Annotated in this window: 22 protein-coding genes and 1 other RNA gene; 19 read left to right on the top strand and 4 right to left on the bottom strand. The window is 62.9% G+C overall.

The genetic code is table 11. The features are described 5' to 3' along the window. A complete protein-coding gene (locus AC5P6X_RS02565; RefSeq protein ID WP_495215311.1) occupies positions 1-525 on the bottom strand; it encodes a hypothetical protein in 525 nt (174 codons plus the stop codon). A 175-nt stretch (positions 526-700) separates the two neighbouring features. Here AC5P6X_RS02565 and AC5P6X_RS02560 point away from each other — a divergent pair, with 175 nt between their 5' ends. Beyond that, complete coding sequence (locus AC5P6X_RS02560; RefSeq protein WP_495215310.1) at positions 701-1,024, top strand: hypothetical protein; 324 nt, start codon at positions 701-703, stop codon at positions 1,022-1,024. 219 nt (positions 1,025-1,243) lie between these two features. Further along, positions 1,244-1,624 carry a hypothetical protein gene (locus AC5P6X_RS02555; RefSeq protein WP_088435593.1) on the top strand — a complete coding sequence of 127 codons (381 nt, stop codon included), beginning with the start codon at positions 1,244-1,246 and terminating at the stop codon, positions 1,622-1,624. Between the two features lie 210 nt (positions 1,625-1,834). Here AC5P6X_RS02555 and AC5P6X_RS02550 read toward each other — a convergent pair whose 3' ends face one another. Continuing rightward, positions 1,835-2,155: a hypothetical protein gene (locus tag AC5P6X_RS02550; protein WP_495215309.1), complete on the bottom strand. Its 321-nt coding sequence runs from the start codon at positions 2,153-2,155 to the stop codon at positions 1,835-1,837. Here AC5P6X_RS02550 and AC5P6X_RS02545 point away from each other — a divergent pair. The 12 genes from AC5P6X_RS02545 (at position 2,154) to AC5P6X_RS02490 (ending at position 8,380) form a co-directional block, all read left to right on the top strand. Beyond that, complete coding sequence (locus tag AC5P6X_RS02545; protein ID WP_239498898.1) at positions 2,154-2,612, top strand: helix-turn-helix domain-containing protein; 459 nt, start codon at positions 2,154-2,156, stop codon at positions 2,610-2,612. The genes AC5P6X_RS02550 and AC5P6X_RS02545 overlap by 2 nt on opposite strands. A gap of 657 nt (positions 2,613-3,269) precedes the next feature. Beyond that, positions 3,270-3,761, top strand: coding sequence for a hypothetical protein (locus AC5P6X_RS02540; RefSeq protein WP_495215308.1), 492 nt, complete (start codon positions 3,270-3,272; stop codon positions 3,759-3,761). Further along, on the top strand, positions 3,761-4,192 hold the full coding sequence (locus AC5P6X_RS02535; protein ID WP_495215307.1) for a helix-turn-helix domain-containing protein: 432 nt from the start codon (positions 3,761-3,763) through the stop codon (positions 4,190-4,192). Before AC5P6X_RS02540 ends, AC5P6X_RS02535 begins: the two co-directional genes overlap by 1 nt. Continuing rightward, positions 4,189-4,452 (top strand): hypothetical protein, encoded by a 264-nt coding sequence (locus tag AC5P6X_RS02530; RefSeq protein ID WP_197576326.1) that lies wholly within the window; start codon positions 4,189-4,191, stop codon positions 4,450-4,452. The genes AC5P6X_RS02535 and AC5P6X_RS02530 overlap by 4 nt, the downstream gene beginning before the upstream one ends. Before the next feature lie 121 nt (positions 4,453-4,573). Further along, positions 4,574-4,822, top strand: a complete 249-nt coding sequence (locus AC5P6X_RS02525; RefSeq protein WP_049485231.1) for a hypothetical protein — start codon at positions 4,574-4,576, stop codon at positions 4,820-4,822. Then, positions 4,819-5,082: a hypothetical protein gene (locus AC5P6X_RS02520; protein ID WP_099483953.1), complete on the top strand. Its 264-nt coding sequence runs from the start codon at positions 4,819-4,821 to the stop codon at positions 5,080-5,082. Before AC5P6X_RS02525 ends, AC5P6X_RS02520 begins: the two co-directional genes overlap by 4 nt. A gap of 26 nt (positions 5,083-5,108) precedes the next feature. After that, complete coding sequence (locus AC5P6X_RS02515; protein ID WP_254919409.1) at positions 5,109-5,237, top strand: hypothetical protein; 129 nt, start codon at positions 5,109-5,111, stop codon at positions 5,235-5,237. Further along, positions 5,237-6,139: a recombination-associated protein RdgC gene (locus tag AC5P6X_RS02510; protein ID WP_495215306.1), complete on the top strand. Its 903-nt coding sequence runs from the start codon at positions 5,237-5,239 to the stop codon at positions 6,137-6,139. The genes AC5P6X_RS02515 and AC5P6X_RS02510 overlap by 1 nt, the downstream gene beginning before the upstream one ends. A gap of 249 nt (positions 6,140-6,388) precedes the next feature. Continuing rightward, on the top strand, positions 6,389-7,105 hold the full coding sequence (locus AC5P6X_RS02505) for a hypothetical protein (protein WP_495215305.1): 717 nt from the start codon (positions 6,389-6,391) through the stop codon (positions 7,103-7,105). Positions 7,106-7,108: 3 nt separating this feature from the next. Beyond that, positions 7,109-7,831: an HNH endonuclease gene (locus AC5P6X_RS02500; protein ID WP_495215304.1), complete on the top strand. Its 723-nt coding sequence runs from the start codon at positions 7,109-7,111 to the stop codon at positions 7,829-7,831. Continuing rightward, complete coding sequence (locus AC5P6X_RS02495) at positions 7,812-8,069, top strand: hypothetical protein (protein WP_197586122.1); 258 nt, start codon at positions 7,812-7,814, stop codon at positions 8,067-8,069. Before AC5P6X_RS02500 ends, AC5P6X_RS02495 begins: the two co-directional genes overlap by 20 nt. Positions 8,070-8,071: 2 nt before the next feature. Beyond that, complete coding sequence (locus tag AC5P6X_RS02490; RefSeq protein WP_495215303.1) at positions 8,072-8,380, top strand: hypothetical protein; 309 nt, start codon at positions 8,072-8,074, stop codon at positions 8,378-8,380. Between the two features lie 76 nt (positions 8,381-8,456). Here the strand turns inward: AC5P6X_RS02490 and AC5P6X_RS02485 are convergent, their stop codons facing one another. Continuing rightward, a complete protein-coding gene (locus AC5P6X_RS02485) occupies positions 8,457-9,191 on the bottom strand; it encodes a hypothetical protein (RefSeq protein ID WP_495215302.1) in 735 nt (244 codons plus the stop codon). Between the two features lie 139 nt (positions 9,192-9,330). On the opposite strand from AC5P6X_RS02485, the gene AC5P6X_RS02480 reads away from it, so the two are divergent. After that, on the top strand, positions 9,331-9,534 hold the full coding sequence (locus AC5P6X_RS02480; RefSeq protein ID WP_495215301.1) for an excisionase: 204 nt from the start codon (positions 9,331-9,333) through the stop codon (positions 9,532-9,534). Beyond that, positions 9,477-10,661 carry an Arm DNA-binding domain-containing protein gene (locus AC5P6X_RS02475; RefSeq protein WP_251103680.1) on the top strand — a complete coding sequence of 395 codons (1,185 nt, stop codon included), beginning with the start codon at positions 9,477-9,479 and terminating at the stop codon, positions 10,659-10,661. The genes AC5P6X_RS02480 and AC5P6X_RS02475 overlap by 58 nt, the downstream gene beginning before the upstream one ends. Before the next feature lie 292 nt (positions 10,662-10,953). Here AC5P6X_RS02475 and AC5P6X_RS02470 read toward each other — a convergent pair whose 3' ends face one another. Continuing rightward, positions 10,954-11,361 carry a type II toxin-antitoxin system HicB family antitoxin gene (locus AC5P6X_RS02470; protein ID WP_049397837.1) on the bottom strand — a complete coding sequence of 136 codons (408 nt, stop codon included), beginning with the start codon at positions 11,359-11,361 and terminating at the stop codon, positions 10,954-10,956. A gap of 408 nt (positions 11,362-11,769) precedes the next feature. Between AC5P6X_RS02470 and AC5P6X_RS02465 the strand changes: the two genes are divergently transcribed. The 3 genes from AC5P6X_RS02465 to AC5P6X_RS02455 all read left to right on the top strand — a co-directional run bounded on the left by AC5P6X_RS02465 (position 11,770) and on the right by AC5P6X_RS02455 (position 14,578). Beyond that, complete coding sequence (locus tag AC5P6X_RS02465) at positions 11,770-12,531, top strand: hypothetical protein (protein WP_229302634.1); 762 nt, start codon at positions 11,770-11,772, stop codon at positions 12,529-12,531. 141 nt (positions 12,532-12,672) lie between these two features. After that, positions 12,673-13,026: a transfer-messenger RNA gene (gene ssrA / locus AC5P6X_RS02460) on the top strand. 61 nt (positions 13,027-13,087) lie between these two features. Then, entirely contained in the window at positions 13,088-14,578 is a 1,491-nt protein-coding gene (locus AC5P6X_RS02455; protein WP_133050682.1) for a hypothetical protein, read from the top strand. Positions 14,579-14,613: the final 35 nt, after the last annotated feature.

The raw sequence follows: 14,613 nt of genomic DNA, 5'->3' as shown, positions 1-14,613 counted from the left end.
TTACGGGCAGCCCACCACTACGACGGCGTTTGCCCTGGCAGGCGCGCTCCATTCGTTGGGGCTGCTGAACTGCGCGCGACCCTGTCCATGGACGGCACCCTGGCGCGGCTCCGGCGCGGGCGTGTTGAGGCGTTCCAACTGGCTCGCGACGCGCTCGGAGGCAGCCGCGCATTGCGCCTGCACGTCGAGCAGCTGCTGCATCAACGCCTGACGGCGATGCTCGGTGGGAATGGGACGGACCTCATAGCCGAGATCTGCGGCCATGGCCAGGAAGAGGTGGTGCCGGCCAAAGCGGCGCATCAGCGCCCACAGCTCGCCGATCTTGAAGAACTCGGCCTTGTTGGGGTTGAGGCAGCTGTTGAACTTAGCCACAGCGCTGGCCCAGTCCTTCAGCTTCTCCTGATCCCAGAAGCCGTTGTCCAGCAGGAACTGGATCATTTCATTGCGGGTGTGGGCGTCGACGTCGCAGGTGGCCTTCAGGGCCGCCAGGGCGTCGTGCAACCAGGTTTCTTCGATCCAGGGCATGGGAGTCCTCGGGAGTTTGTCGTCCGCGTGTAGCGCGTAGCGCGGCGCGCGGCATATGTGCGAAATACGTGCGAAATGCGTGCTACATGCGTGCAAAAGGGGTGCAATTTACGCGCAGACAAATTTCTGAACGACTGGCAGAATCGAAAGCGATCGACCCACACAGGAAGAACGCATGACCCCCGCTGAAATCGAAGCCCGTTTCGCCAAGTACGAGGAACGTCTTGCAGCAATGGAAGACGTCCAAGAAGCACAGTCATGGACGATCACGGCGCTCATTGGCAGTCATCCCAACTTGAAGCTGCTGCTGGGGATGGTTCGCCGCGCCATCCAAGGAATGCGCGACAGAAGCGCCAGCGCAGGCCACGACCCCTCGTGCGAGCGGATCCTGCAGGAGTTGCTTGAGACCGAATCGAAGATCCTCCAGGCGATTGCTTCACGTGAACGGGTGCTGGCGCGCAAGGAGGCGACGCGGGAGCAGGAGGGGCCGGAGCGGTAGCAGCCGGCTGCCTCTTCTCCAGCGCCCGGACTTTCCGCTCCAACGCACCGAGGCGTTGCAGTACCGCCACCATGACGGTGGGTGTATCCGGCGGCAGTCCGGAAGTGTTCGGTGAGGGGGGGCTGCGTCGATCACCGGCCATGGCACCCTCGGGAAAAGGTGGCGATCTCCCGGTAGGCTTGGTGGTACCACCCAACCCCACCCACCACGGAGATCACCATGGACCAGGAAGTTGCGCAGCGGCTCGCGGCATTGGAAGGCGCGCTCGTCGAGCAGAACCGGCAGATCATCGAGCAACAGCGACAGATCGTGGATATGGCCAACGCACTGAACAGCTTGACCGAAGCCAACAACAGCTCTTTCGAAGACATACTGACGAAGGAGTACAAGGACATGGGTGCCGACGTCGTGCAACAGACCATCATCACCGGCCTCCTTGCACGATCTGACGCAGCCACAAAGCGAGACGTGCAAGCGTCTCTGCAAGTAGCGTATGAAGCGTTCGGGGAGAAGATCCCCGATCCGCGCTTTCTCCGCCAGTTCGAAGCTGCTGCGGAAGCAGTGTTCCCTGGCATTCGGCTAGAGCCTGCCGCTGACTGACCATCCTTGCGGCTTGCTGCTCCTGCTCGGCGATGCTCGAGCGGACACTCTCCATTGCCGCCTCGAAACGTTCATTGGCGGGCTGCTGGTAGTGCGCGACCTGGGCTTCCAGGTCGCGGACCCTCTGCCGCAGCGCGCGCAGCTCCCTGCGATCCCGGCCATGGCCTCGATCCTCCCCATCGCGAGGATTGCTGAGGTATCGGCGGGCCATCAGGCTGTCTCCAGCGGGACGATGCGGCCGACGTCCACATCGCCGCTCGGTTCGGCGCGCAGTTCCATAACCGGATCCATAACCGGATCCGCCTGCGCCACCACTTCGGCCAGGCCGCCCCGCTCCAGGCCTTCGAAGGCATTCAGCGCCTCGATCAGCTGCTGCAGGCTGGCGATCGTCGGGTTCGTGATCTGCCCGTGCGCCAGCTTCGTGAGCCACGAATAGCCGATGTCCGGGTTCTGCCGGGCGATCTCGGCGTACTTCCCTTCATGCGCACGCAGGCGCACCACGGTTTGATGCAAGAGGGTATCGGCGTCCATGCGCGACTTTGTAGCACTACAATGCTTATTCGACAAGCACCAAAATGCGCAGGCCGGTGCTTACGCTGAACGAATGGCGAAAGTAGACCCAGTGGTAACGATTGCAGACAACGTCCGCCGCTTCATGCAGGCGCGCGGCGACTCCCAGGCGGCGCTGGCTCAGCGGGCTGGAGTATCGCAACGCGCGATCGGCGACCTCATGACGTATGGCCGCGGGCATTTCAAGAATCCGACAGTCCGGACTATCGACGCCATAGCAGCAGCCTATTCCGTAGCCCCTTGGGCACTGTTGCTGCCGAATTTCCCTTCAGATCCTGCTGTCTTAGAGTCGGTTTCAACGTTGCTCGGAAACTACTTGGACTTGGAAGCCGGGGATCGGGAAACCGTGGATCGCTTGGTCTCGGCCATGGGCAGAGGCACAGGCGGCCATGCGGTTAAGCAGCGATCTGCGGGGTAGCCTGTGTCGCTTCTCTGGACGGGATGCTGGTGCCAGTGGATTGAAGAGACCACTGGGACTGCCGTACTCCGTGTCGAGAAGAATCCTGCAATCTACGTCGTAGCGTCGGTCGATCGTCAAGATTCCGCGCGTCTTCCTCAGCACTCATTCTGGGAGTGGTCCGCACCTACTCCAGGCACTGCGGTCCTTTACCCTCGGGACGGCTCCAAGAATCGCCTCAAGATTGATGTAGTACTCACCACCGCAGAGTACGGCGTCGCCAGGTGGTTTGCGGCGCGAGCCGCCGATTGGCAGCCTGCCATATTCGGCAACTGGCTAGGCGGCAATGCGAACGTGCCTGAAACAATGGACCCACGAGAAGGCGCTTGGCGCCTGGCGGTCGCGCGGTTCTGGGATCAGCCCTCGAACAGCCGCATCTACTACGACCTCGAGACCCGCGATGTCTGCTGGGAGCTGATGCAGATCGCTGAGGACGCCTGGGCCTCCGCACCGTCGGTCCTTCCGGATGAAGCGCTGAAGGCAGCTCGCGACACCTTGGTCCAGCGCGGAAAGTGGCCTCGCGCAATGCCTCCGCCACTGCCATAGGCATTAAAGTGCTTGACAAGACATAATTAAGCACTAGAGTGCTCACCATCCCAAGCACGGATGGTTGAGCACATGTCTGCACTGTCTTCGTCGCTGTACCTGGCACTGGGGGCTCTCGGAGTCACCGGCCTTGGCGCCCTCTTCTCCCCATCGTCCCCTTCCACAGACGAACCCGGCCAGGCCGTCCGGGCACCAGCTGCGCTGGTGATCACCAGCCCGCGCATCTGCGCGGCGCTGGAGGTCTACACCCTGGCCAGCGAGAACGACTGGGGCCTGCGCACCACAATTGCCCAGGCGGTGCTCAACGGCTTCAACGACACCGGCCGTGTGCCGGACTGCGCGGCCGGCGTGTCCGCCGCGCTCGCCAAGGACTTCTCCCCCTACCGCTGGCAGCTGGCGCTCGATGCCGTAGACGCGGTTGTCGGCGGCACCTACTCCGTTTCCCCCGACGCCTGCGCCCGGGCCAATACCGTCGTCCCCCTGTCGGCGGAAAAAGCCACCTCCCCCGTGGTGGCCCGGGCGCGGTGCGTCATCTATGACTTGGCCTTCGTGGAGGTGCACTGATGGTCGCCACCGAACGTCGCTGCCGGGTGTGCAGCTGCACCGACCTGCAGGCTTGCCCCGGCGGTTGCTCCTGGGCCGGCCCCGACCTCTGCAGCAGCTGCGCCACGGCCGCCGGCGCGGGCGCCGAAGGCACCATGGCGGTCGTCGTGCGCCAGCGCCTGCTGATCGCCGGCAGCAGCATCAAGCTCAGCCGCACAGAGGCCGTGGTGATGAAGGTTCTGGTCGGGGCACCCGATCGCCTGGTGGAGGTCGACGCGCTGCATGCCGCGATGTACCCGAACAGCAAACCGCCGTCGCGCGAGTCCAACGTCCTGCAGGTCCTGGTCTCGCGCGTGCGCCGCAAGCTCGCTGCCGCTGGCCATAAGCACGCCATCGAGACCATTCGATTGCGCGGCTATCGCTTCGTGATGCCCCAAGGCGGTACCGCATGAGCGCCGTGGCCGATGTGCTGGCGGCGAAGCTGGCCGGCCGATGTGCAAACGGCCTCGAGCGCGGCCAGGGCACCAACCTGCACGCGATCCCTGCGGCCCAGGTGCGCAAGCACGGTGGGTTCGTCGAAGCCACCGGCAAGGCTTTGTGCGGAGCAGCGCCAGGCCGCCGATCCGTGGGCTGGACCGCCTGCGAATCGCATCCTGTGACCTGCCCGCGCTGCCAACGCGCCCTCGCGCGTGTGAAAGGCGGTGCAGCATGAGGACGGAGGAAATCATTGCCGAGGCCACCGCCGTCCTGTTCCGGCGAGTCTTGGCCATCGGCGGCGCGGCCGGCTTCGTGCTGGGTGTCGTGGCAGCCCTCGGATCCCGGGCGGTACTGTCATGAACTCGGTGACCATGACCGTCGACGCGGAGATCGACCTCGATGACCTGGTCGGGAATCTGGGCTCCGCCAGCAAGGACTACCTTGCCCGCCTCCTGAAGGTTGAAGGCGAGACCGCGCGCGCCCCTGACGGCCGCACCTTCGAGCAGATCATCGAAGCCGCCTTCTACGAGGCGCGCGCCATGTCCCCCGTGCCGCCGGCACTAGCCGACCTACTGTGGGTAGTGCACGGGAGGGCGATGTCATGACAGCAGACCTGCACCTGCTGGGCCACGGCGTCGACGCAATCCTGCAGCACGACCTGGACCGCATGCCGCCGGCGATCACTGCCGCAGCGCGCGTGCAGCGCTACCAGCGCGCGGTTTCCATCGCACCGCCGGACCAGTGGCGCGCGCTGCGGATCCGCTTCGGCTCAATCTTCCAGATCGCCTGGAGCGCGGGGATGAAGCCCGACCTGGCCACCTGGGCGCGGAAGTTCCAGCGCATTGCCGAGGCCTGCAAACCGTGAGGCTCTTCCACGTCCACATCCCGGGCGTGGTCAGACCGCACAGCGTCATCGCAGAAGCCGAGCAGGCGGCGATCGACGACGCGCTCTACACCCTGGGCCTTTCCGAGCTGCCCGAAGGCAGCAGCGTCACCTCTGAACAGACCGGAGACACCTGATGTTCTTCCGCAACCTCACGATGTTCACTTACCCGCAGCTGCAGATGTTCGACTGGCAGGACGGCCTGAAAGCCAGCGCTCTGAAGCCGGTCGGCCCGCTGGAAATGTGCTCCGCCGGCTTCATTTCGCCGTTCGGCCGCGAAGAGAAGGAGCTGCTGTCGCACGAGATCGGCCGCTGCATGTGGATGGCCATCGGCGCCGAAGAGAAGATCCTCCCGCCTGCCGTGGTAAGCAACCTGCTCGAACTCAAACTGCTGGAGATTGAGGAACGCGACGGGCGCCGCCCCGGCGGCCGCGAGCGGAAGCGCATCAAGGACGATCTCCTGCACGAGCTGCTGCCGCGGGCCTTCGTCCGCCCAACACGGACCGATCTCTACCTTGACCACCAGCGCGGTGTCGTCTTCGTCGACACCAGCAGCCGCAAAACCGGCGAGTACGCCATGAGTCAGCTGCGTAACGTGGTCGGCAGCTTCCCCGCCCTGCCCCTGAACGCCGAGGTTTCGCCGCGGGCGATCCTGACCGGCTGGGCTGCCGGCGAGCCGCTGCCCGACGGCCTCAGCCTGGGCGAGGAATGCGAGCTCCGCGATCCGGTTGAGGGCGGCGCAATCGTTCGCTGCCAGCACCACGAACTGCGCTGCGACGAGGTCGACCTGCACCTGGAGACAGGCAAGCAGGTCACCAAGCTCGCCCTGGTGCTGGACGACCACCTCTCCTTCGTCCTCGGTGACGACCTGATCGTCCGAAAGCTCCGCTTCCTGGACGGCGCCATGGAGCAGCTGCAGCACGGGGATGAAGACGGCCGGCGCGCCGAGTTCGATGCCCGCTTCGCCCTGCAGATCGGCGAAGTCGGCCGGCTCTACGACCTGGTTCGCGAGCACTTCCACCTCACCACCTACGCATGAGGTCTCCATGAATCCGCATCGTCCCAGCACTGGCCGCTCTTCCCTCGCCGCCCTGATGATTGCCCTACTGGCGCAGCCGACGCGCGCCGCGCGCGCCGTCCCTGTCCGTCGCATGCCGGCCCGCCATCGCACCACGTGGGCACCGGCCGGCGGTGGCCGGGCCGAACGTGCTCGCCGCCTGCGCCAAATCGAAGCTGGCACCTTGACCGCTGCCGGCGGCCTGGTTCCGACCTACAGGGACGAGCAGCCGTGAGCCGCGTGCGCGCCTTCCTCTGCGCCCTGTTCGGCTGCGCCCGTGACTGGCCGGATATGGAGTCGTGCGGCCGCTGCGGCAGCTACATGGATCTGCAGGCGGCGCCGCGCACCATGGGCCGCCGCGTGCTGGATCGCTTTGCAACCGCACTGATTCAGCGGGGCGCCCGCACTCCCTACTTCCACCTCGCCAATGCCGATGGCACGCCGTACATGGACCGCTTCTGGCTGCTGCGCATCGGCCGCGCCGGCGTCGACGACCGTGGCCAACCCCGGCCCTGGTTGGCCCTGCGCCTGCACCACATCCGCAGCAGCGACCACGGCGGCGTCTTCCATGATCACCCCTGGTCATTCTTCAGTCTGATCCTGCGGGGCGGGTACTTCGAGCACCGGCCCTTCGACGGGCCGCTGCCGGCGGTACCGGACGCGGTGCCGTCGGCGATCGCCGAGGAACCGTATTCGTCGACCTGGTACGGCGCTGGCCAGCTGCTGTTCCGCCGTGCTGACGGCTGGCATCGGATCGCCCTTGCCGAGGACCTGCAGGCTGAAGGCACCTGGACGCTGGTGCTGACGCTGCCGCCGCGCGCCCACAGCTGGGGCTTCCGCATCCGCGGTCAGAAGGTCGAGCACCGCGCGTACTTCCGGAAGGAAGCTGTCCGGCAGCGCGCGCGGCGGCAGGCCCAGGTCCCGAACAGCTCGGATTGGACCCCGTGAGCCATGGTGCGCAAGTCACACCCCAACGCGCGCCGGCCATGGACCGCCGACGAGGACGAGACGCTGCGGCTCAACTGGCCGCGGTTCCCCGCCTTCCTGATCGCGCACGTCCTCGAACGGCCCACAGCCGCGGTGTACCGGCGAGCAGCGGCTCTGGGCCTGCAGAAGGCCGACGACTTCCATACCCAGCCGCTGGCCGCGCTCTGGAACGGGACGCAGGAGCCGGGATCGATCGCCTCGCGCTTCAAGCCCGGCACCACACCGTCGAACAAGGGACTACGCAGGCCGGGATGGCACGCCGGTCGAATGCGGGAAACCCAGTTCAAGAAGGGGCGGCCGGCCAGCGAGGCGCGCAACTACGTGCCGATCGGGACCGAGAAGGTCGATCCGAAACGGAAGGTGCTGATGCGCAAGATCACAGACGACCCAGCCCTGTTCCCGGTCAACCGCTGGCGACCGGTGCACGTGATGGTCTGGGAGGCGGCAAACGGCCCGGTACCGGAGGGACACATCGTGGTGTTCCGGCCGGGGCTGAAGACGCTGGTCGCCGCAGAGATCACTGCTGATCGCCTCGAGACCGTGACCCTCGCCGAGAACATGCGGCGCAACAGCTACCACAACCGGTTCCCACCGGAACTGAAAGAACTGGTCCACCTGAAGGCGCGAATCACCCGCCGGGTCAGGCGGCGAATCAAGGAGCAAGAAGATGAAGAACAAGGTCAGTGATGTGCGCGATCACCTGGTGGCCATGCTCGAACGCCTGGGCGACGACGACCTGAGCGCAGAGCAGATGGGCCAGGTCATCGAGCGCGCCAAGGCCACCACCATCGTGGCCACCACCTACATCGGCGCGGTGAAGGTGGAGCTCGACGCTATCCGTTTGGCCCACGAAACCGGAAACCTCACGGCCGCGGTTGCCGAACCCCAGCAGATCCCCTCGCTGCCTGCCGGCCAGAGGCGCTGACGATGACCACCAAGAAGCCCGCGCCGACCTTCAGCTGCGACATGGCCGCCGGCCCTGACCTCACCTCCGTCGCGGAGATCGTGAACAGCAAGGTCATCAACGTCCGCCATCTGCCTCGCCAAGACCCGCTCACAAAGAAGTCGCAGGTGCTGCTGGTTCTGCGCGCCGGCGGCCGCATTGCCGCTGGCCACCGGTCCGGCCTGCTGCAGCTGCTCGACGCCGAGGGCAGCCCAGTCCCTGCCTGGCAAACAGCCCTGAAGGCCGCCCAGTCCTCTTCCGCACAGTCCGGAGATACTCATGAACCGCAGTGACGTCCTCTCCCGCTTCCTCGCCGATACAGCCACTCACGAGTTGCGAATCGTGGTCGACGAAGGCGCGTACCGACTCCTACTTTGCCGGCGCGATACCGGATGTGGTCGTAACACCTTCACCCTCGCCTGGTTCCGTCTCCTCGCTTGGATTTCCTGCGCTTTCCGAGTGGTCGACGGAAGCTTGATCCTGTTCCAAACGAGCTGCGGCAGCCAACACGATGAATCTCCCAATGTGGTCCCGGTATTCGGTCAACGTCTTGGTAAGCCCGTCAAACTTACTTTCGTAGTCCTCCAGGATCTCTGCATCACTGTGCATCCGTCGAATCAGGTCAATTACGATGCCGCTACGCGCCAGAGCATTAGCCACTGCTTTGGCCTCCTCCCCCGAAAAAACATGCAGCCTGCTGATCACCGACTTGGTTTGCGTCAGATCTACACTGGAGAGCTCCCCGAACGCAGCATCTCTTGCCTCCTTACGAATCGCCTCGTGTTCAGAGAAGAAAACGATCCGGATTTCCGGCGTTGGCCAGCTTGTGAGCCAAGTATCCAAAGCCGTATGTACTACGGCGAACTCAGGAAAGATGTAATTCCTGAGGAAGTTCGCCTCTTGCTTGCGATCCTCGTCAACCGCTCTTTGCGTCACCTCCGCAAGTGCGTTTGCCCTTGTTCCAAGCCTCCATACCGCGTATGCAGAGATCGCAGCAACTACCGCTGCAAGAAGGGAACCGGTCGCGGCCCAAGCATCCCACCAAACCACACAGCGATCGACACCAAGCCTACTGCACTGACTAAACCCATCCATCCAGCTCATTCAATTCCCCCCTCAAAGTTCATGGTTCATTCTGACACACGGACTGATGCCGGAGCCTTGCTGCATGCCATTTAGCCCCCTCAGCTCACGAGGATTGCCGAGGGTTAACTCCCCCGCGAACCTGCGCTTGGTCCGATTCGTGACGCTCAAGCAGTTCGAAGCGCTGACCGGCTACACGGTCCATGCCATCAACTCGAAGATCAAGCGCGGCGATTGGCTGGAGGGCGCCGTGTTCATCAAGGCGCCAGATGGAAGAAACCTGATTGATTTGGAGGGATACGAAGAGTGGGTAGTCCAAGGCAGAGTGGCGTCCGGCCAGTTACACAAGGCAGCATCGAGATAACCTTTCACTACCGCGGCAAGCGCTGTCGCGAACGGCTGAAGCTGCCCCCGACCGCACGGAATCTGCGGTACTGCGAAAACCTGCTGGGCCAGATCAAGATTGAGATCGAGAAAGGCACGTTCGATTACGCCACCCACTTTCCCAACAGCAAGCGTGCCCGTCAGGTGGCCATCCGCCCTGCAGCCCTGGACAACCTGGAGCAGGTGCTGACCCGGTGGCTGGCGCAGAAAGAGCCCGAGCTCGAGCACAGCAGCCTGATCGGCTACCGGCGCATCGTCGAGAACATCCTGGTGCCGCGTTGCGGAGCGATCGCCCTGCGTGATTTCGACCGGATCGCCCTGAAGGAGTTGGTGGCCACGTTCGACGAGTCGACGTCGGCCAAGCGCATCAACAACGTCCTGGGGCCGCTTCGCGGCGCCCTCGACGAGGCCGTCGCCGACGATTTGATCCCCAGCAATCCCCTCGATGGATTCAGGGTGAAGCGGCGCGCCAAGGCCAATGCGCGCGAAGAGGTCGACCCGTTCACGCCGGAGGAAGTCCAGGCAATCCTGGCCGCCTGCCGCGAGGACCAGGTCCGCAACTACTGCCAGTTCAACTTCGCCACGGGCCTGCGCACCTCAGAAATGATCGGCCTCTGCTGGTCGGACATCGACTGGCGAAAGGGAACGGTCAAGATCCGGCGCGCCTGGGTAATGGGCAAGATGAAGGCCCCGAAGACCGAGTCCGGCGTGCGTGAGGTGCAGCTGCTGCAACCGGCGATCGATGCCCTGAAGGCTCAGCGCGCCCACACCGCCACCGCCGGCGAGTTCGTCTTCCACGATCCCAGGACGAACGCCCGGTGGGGGTCGGACCAGAGCATCCGCGCCGGCGAATGGCAGCGCGCGCTGCGCAAGGCCGGAGTGAGGTACCGGTACCCGTATCAGATGCGCCACACCTTCGCCTCGCAAGCGCTCAGCGCTGGCGAGAACGTCATGTGGGTGGCCCGGCAGATGGGGCATCGGGACTGGACAATCACAGCGAAAAAGTACGGCCGTTGGATCCCGTCGATGGTCCCCGATGCCGGCGCGAAGGCCGCGGCTGTCTGGAAGCCAGAGCATATGCATACGGGCATCAAGCAGCCCGCATAGTCAAACGTTAAGCAAACGACGCAGTGTGCCCCGCTGAAAGCGGGGCTTCCTCAATGCCTTCGCACTAGATCCGTGATATCAAACTGGTGAATTGAACCGTAGCGCTCCCAGATCTTTACCACCATGTCTGGAAACACCGGGTTCGTGATCAGCAACACCTCAGGGTCGCCATCAGCATCGACCAGTTCGTACCAGTCGTTTCCTTGCGCTATCACCTCAACCCCGTGCGTTCTCAACACATCTAGCACATGTGTTCTGGGTTGAGCGCCGTCCCATGGCCCTTTACGAATCCTCATGCAGCGTGAGCCACCTCAGCCTCGCGGAAAGCGAGTGATGTAAAGAATCCAGTGTCCTGAGGGATGTCGAGCTCAACAACAGTCCCGCAGGTCAGCACATCGTGGTTATCGCTTTGAAGCCAAAGGTTCCACGCCTCTGGCGGCGTTTTTCCCTTCGCAAAGAGAGCCGTCAGCGGCCTATTACGCCTCAAGTAGGCTTCGATGGTTCGAAGAAGGCCATCGGCGAAGTTCTGACGAACTTCGTCAACAGTGCGACCTGTGCTCAAGTAGTCGATCTCCAAGCCCTGAGCAACGTACCCACCGTCCTCAGACGGGAGGATGAGCACGCGTAGCGAGGCGTCGACTGCATGTCGGCCGTCCTCAGACTTTCGATGACGTAGCACGGGGAAATTGTCTCTCTTCATATGCGTAACCTCGTCTCACTATCCTTAGTCTTTGAGACAAAAAAGGGCCGATCACTTTGACCGGCCGCCAGATCAGTTCGGCCACCACAGCCTCTGGATCTGGGGAAATCTTAGTCTCCCGGAGACCGCTAGCACAAGTGCACAATCGCTTCAACGGACAACTCTGTGGAAAACATTCAGAAAGGCTGAAATCTGTTGATAAGGAAAAAAATTCTTTATTTTTCAAAGGTATATTTATGAACAAAATTTCCCTTCGAGCCCGCATGCCTGAACGAAATGACGTATTCACTTTTAATTAACCTGTGACACTCATCACAAATTTGGAATTTGATGCCAACTGCGTTCGCGCTAGCGCCTCGATGACGCTCCAGGAAGCGCACTGATCGATCGCTTCGGCATCTGCATTAGATGCGCCACACCTTCGCCCCCCAGGCGCTCAGCGCCGGCGAGAACGTCATGCGGGTCTCGAGGCAGATGGGGCTCCGAGACTGGACGATCACCGCCAGGAAGTACGGCCGGTGGATCCCTTCGATGGTCACCGATGCCGGCGCGAAGGCGACGGCCGCTTGGATACCGTCATCTCTCGTCAAGCGGGCTATTCTTAGCAATCTGAATGACCGGAGCATTGGAATGGACGGCGACTCAATTGATCCAGGAAATGGTGCGGCCCCACAGAAGAACTACCCCGATGAGGAGGACATGCTCTTCATTCGCTCCCCAGAAGAGTTCACATCTCTTCTATTGGCGGGTTGGATTGTCGACGCTCGCAGCGGCGGCTTGGTTCGTGGCCGCCTTCACGAGGAAGGCCACATCCCTATGGTCCAGCACGTGGGGCCCTTGGGTACGTTCCGGTTCATGGGTTTCATGGAGGGAGGCGAGTACATCCTAAGTACGGACGCAACTGCTGCTCACCGTGGTCGATTGATCGAGATCAACAGCGATAAGGCCCCCTGCGACACCCCTTTGCCTGAGCCACCCCCAGGCCGGGTAATAGACGCATCGGCAGAGCCCCACGACAGAGTCTTGCTGATCGAACATCAGTTCATCGTCAACCGTGTCTCCACCCGACGACATCTGGCGGAGCTCGTCGCGCTCAACGCCCCACATCGGTACTACCGGGGTCAATACCTGAGCGACGAGGTGGTTGACTACCTGAACAGCCATCCTTAGCTCAGCGCCGTGCAGCCGAGTAAGTGAGGCTTGCGCGTGACTGTTCAGGAAGATTGCCGTACTATTCGGCTCGTTGGGCAGGGTTAGTGCCAGCTTTTTGCCAGCATTGACCCCAAAAGCCTTGCAATACTTGAAGAAACCGGGGGTGCATTGGTTTCGACGGGGGTTGTGAAGTCGCCTGGCGCATGCCGAGGGGGTAGCTTTCCTCGTAAATCCAGCTGCAAAACTCTAGTTGCCAACGACGACAACTACGCTCTGGCCGCTTAAGGCCTAAGCCTCGAAACCGCTTGTGTCCATGCTCGCGGTGTAGAGTCACTATCATGGAATCGCGCTGGGTGGCTGCCTGTCAGTCCGGCACTAGAACACAACAGGCTGGTTCCCGGATGCGCTTTGCACGCCGTGCTGTTCGGGGACGAGATCCAACGGTGAGCTAAGCATGTAGTGCTGGGGATGGAGTGCCTTCGGACGGCGGTTCAATTCCGCCCACCTCCACCATCTGTATGGCCTGTCGAGGCCGCAAGAAGCCGGATCTCCCGTCAATGGAGTTCCGGCTTTTTTGTTTTCCGAGGATGGCGCTTCCTCTGCTGTCCCGACATTCCCCGATGCCACCCGCATCGGGAGCCAGTCACAGAAGCTGAGATCCGGATCCAGTAGAGTCCCTGCGTCACACGACGTGACCCGAAACCTGAAAGGACATCAGATGAAGCGCATCACACTGTTTGTGGGCTTGGCCGTGGCGTTGGCACTGGGGCAGGCTTCCGCTGCCACGCCAGGCTCCCGCTATCTGCAGCTGGCCGCTGACCAGCGCGTACAACCCGGCACGGCAACCCTGCTTTCGAGCACCATCGATCTGAACGCCCCTGGATGGGTATACGTGCAGTCGGATGGACGGTACTTCCCTGGCGGCCGCTCTGCCGCCAACGCCTACATCACCATCAACGGTGAGGTGGTCTCCAACGACAGCTACATCGACTGGCGGCAGTCGACATCGGCCCAACAGCACTCCTTCAATGTCATCGGTGCCAAGTACCTGCCCGCCGGACACCATACGGTCAACCTGGCCGGACAGGCCATCGGTTCGGCCGTCAATTTCGGCTCCGCCAGCAACCTTTCCGTGCTCATCACATCTGCAGGCTCGGTAACCAACAGCAGCCTTCCGAGTGACACCGCGCAGCTGGACTTCAATACCGTCGGCAGTCCTGAAGGAATGGCGTTGCAGGCCAAGGACCGCAAGCTGCTGATGACTGCCCAGGCCGGCAATCCCGGTGGCCCCATCGTGGCCATGGCTTCCGGCCGCGCGTTCGCATGGGGCAACTACGGCGATGGCATGATGGGAATTTTCCTGAACGAGCAGGAGCCCGGCATCGAATCGATGACCTGGTCGATCAATGACATCTTCAGTGGCGCAGAAACGCAGGCTCCCTTCTATTCGCAAGGCCTGTTCGTCAATCCGCCGGCTTACAGCACTGTCAGCTTCGTCGCGTCCGAATCGCCGTACTACCAGCCGCAGGACGCCAACACCAACAACGTAAAGTACAAGTTCGGCGCCAACTCCCGACTGGTGACGCTGTCCAACGGCTTTGGCGTGGTCGGAAAGGGGTTGAATCCTGGATTCAACTACGCCGCCGCAGGCCCCTACCGCCGCTTCGCCTATGTCTGCGTCGGGACCAATGGCTTCGCGCCGGGCTGTCCGTCAGCGGGCTCGCAGGTGGTCATTGGCGAGGGCCAGGTCTGCATTCCGCAGGGGCACAACGGCGTGGTGCTTTTCTCGACAAAGTCCCGCGTGCAGGGTGACCCGAACGACGGTGGCGGAAGCGTGTTCCTGTTCCTGAAGATCGATGGCCAGCAGGTGGGCAGCCTCGGCACCCAGCAGTTGGGCTCCAGACCGGACTCGGTCAGCACCCGTACCATCTCCGCCAGCTACCTGAGCGCGGGATCGTCCGCGCTGGGAACGGGCTGCCACACCGTGCAGGCCGTGGCCCAGGTGCTAGGAGATTTCCGCCACATGTCGCTCAATGCCGACATGCCGCTGGTCTGGTTCGACTGACCCATCACGCCGAATGTGGCCGGTGGCCGGGATCT

It is taken from the genome of Stenotrophomonas sp. YJH_SMC_40 (genome assembly GCF_059368615.1).
Note: the sequence above shows the minus strand (reverse complement) of the source record. Positions and strands in the feature narration are given on the sequence as shown.

Coding starts and splice junctions, on each gene's coding strand:
- AC5P6X_RS02565 (WP_495215311.1), bottom strand. CDS start 525: ATGCCCTGGATCGAAGAAACCTGGTTGCACGACGCCCTGGCGGCCCTG.
- AC5P6X_RS02560 (WP_495215310.1), top strand. CDS start 701: ATGACCCCCGCTGAAATCGAAGCCCGTTTCGCCAAGTACGAGGAACGT.
- AC5P6X_RS02555 (WP_088435593.1), top strand. CDS start 1,244: ATGGACCAGGAAGTTGCGCAGCGGCTCGCGGCATTGGAAGGCGCGCTC.
- AC5P6X_RS02545 (WP_239498898.1), top strand. CDS start 2,154: ATGCGCGACTTTGTAGCACTACAATGCTTATTCGACAAGCACCAAAAT.
- AC5P6X_RS02550 (WP_495215309.1), bottom strand. CDS start 2,155: ATGGACGCCGATACCCTCTTGCATCAAACCGTGGTGCGCCTGCGTGCG.
- AC5P6X_RS02540 (WP_495215308.1), top strand. CDS start 3,270: ATGTCTGCACTGTCTTCGTCGCTGTACCTGGCACTGGGGGCTCTCGGA.
- AC5P6X_RS02535 (WP_495215307.1), top strand. CDS start 3,761: ATGGTCGCCACCGAACGTCGCTGCCGGGTGTGCAGCTGCACCGACCTG.
- AC5P6X_RS02530 (WP_197576326.1), top strand. CDS start 4,189: ATGAGCGCCGTGGCCGATGTGCTGGCGGCGAAGCTGGCCGGCCGATGT.
- AC5P6X_RS02525 (WP_049485231.1), top strand. CDS start 4,574: ATGAACTCGGTGACCATGACCGTCGACGCGGAGATCGACCTCGATGAC.
- AC5P6X_RS02520 (WP_099483953.1), top strand. CDS start 4,819: ATGACAGCAGACCTGCACCTGCTGGGCCACGGCGTCGACGCAATCCTG.
- AC5P6X_RS02510 (WP_495215306.1), top strand. CDS start 5,237: ATGTTCTTCCGCAACCTCACGATGTTCACTTACCCGCAGCTGCAGATG.
- AC5P6X_RS02500 (WP_495215304.1), top strand. CDS start 7,109: ATGGTGCGCAAGTCACACCCCAACGCGCGCCGGCCATGGACCGCCGAC.
- AC5P6X_RS02495 (WP_197586122.1), top strand. CDS start 7,812: ATGAAGAACAAGGTCAGTGATGTGCGCGATCACCTGGTGGCCATGCTC.
- AC5P6X_RS02490 (WP_495215303.1), top strand. CDS start 8,072: ATGACCACCAAGAAGCCCGCGCCGACCTTCAGCTGCGACATGGCCGCC.
- AC5P6X_RS02485 (WP_495215302.1), bottom strand. CDS start 9,191: ATGAGCTGGATGGATGGGTTTAGTCAGTGCAGTAGGCTTGGTGTCGAT.
- AC5P6X_RS02470 (WP_049397837.1), bottom strand. CDS start 11,361: ATGAAGAGAGACAATTTCCCCGTGCTACGTCATCGAAAGTCTGAGGAC.
- AC5P6X_RS02465 (WP_229302634.1), top strand. CDS start 11,770: ATGCGCCACACCTTCGCCCCCCAGGCGCTCAGCGCCGGCGAGAACGTC.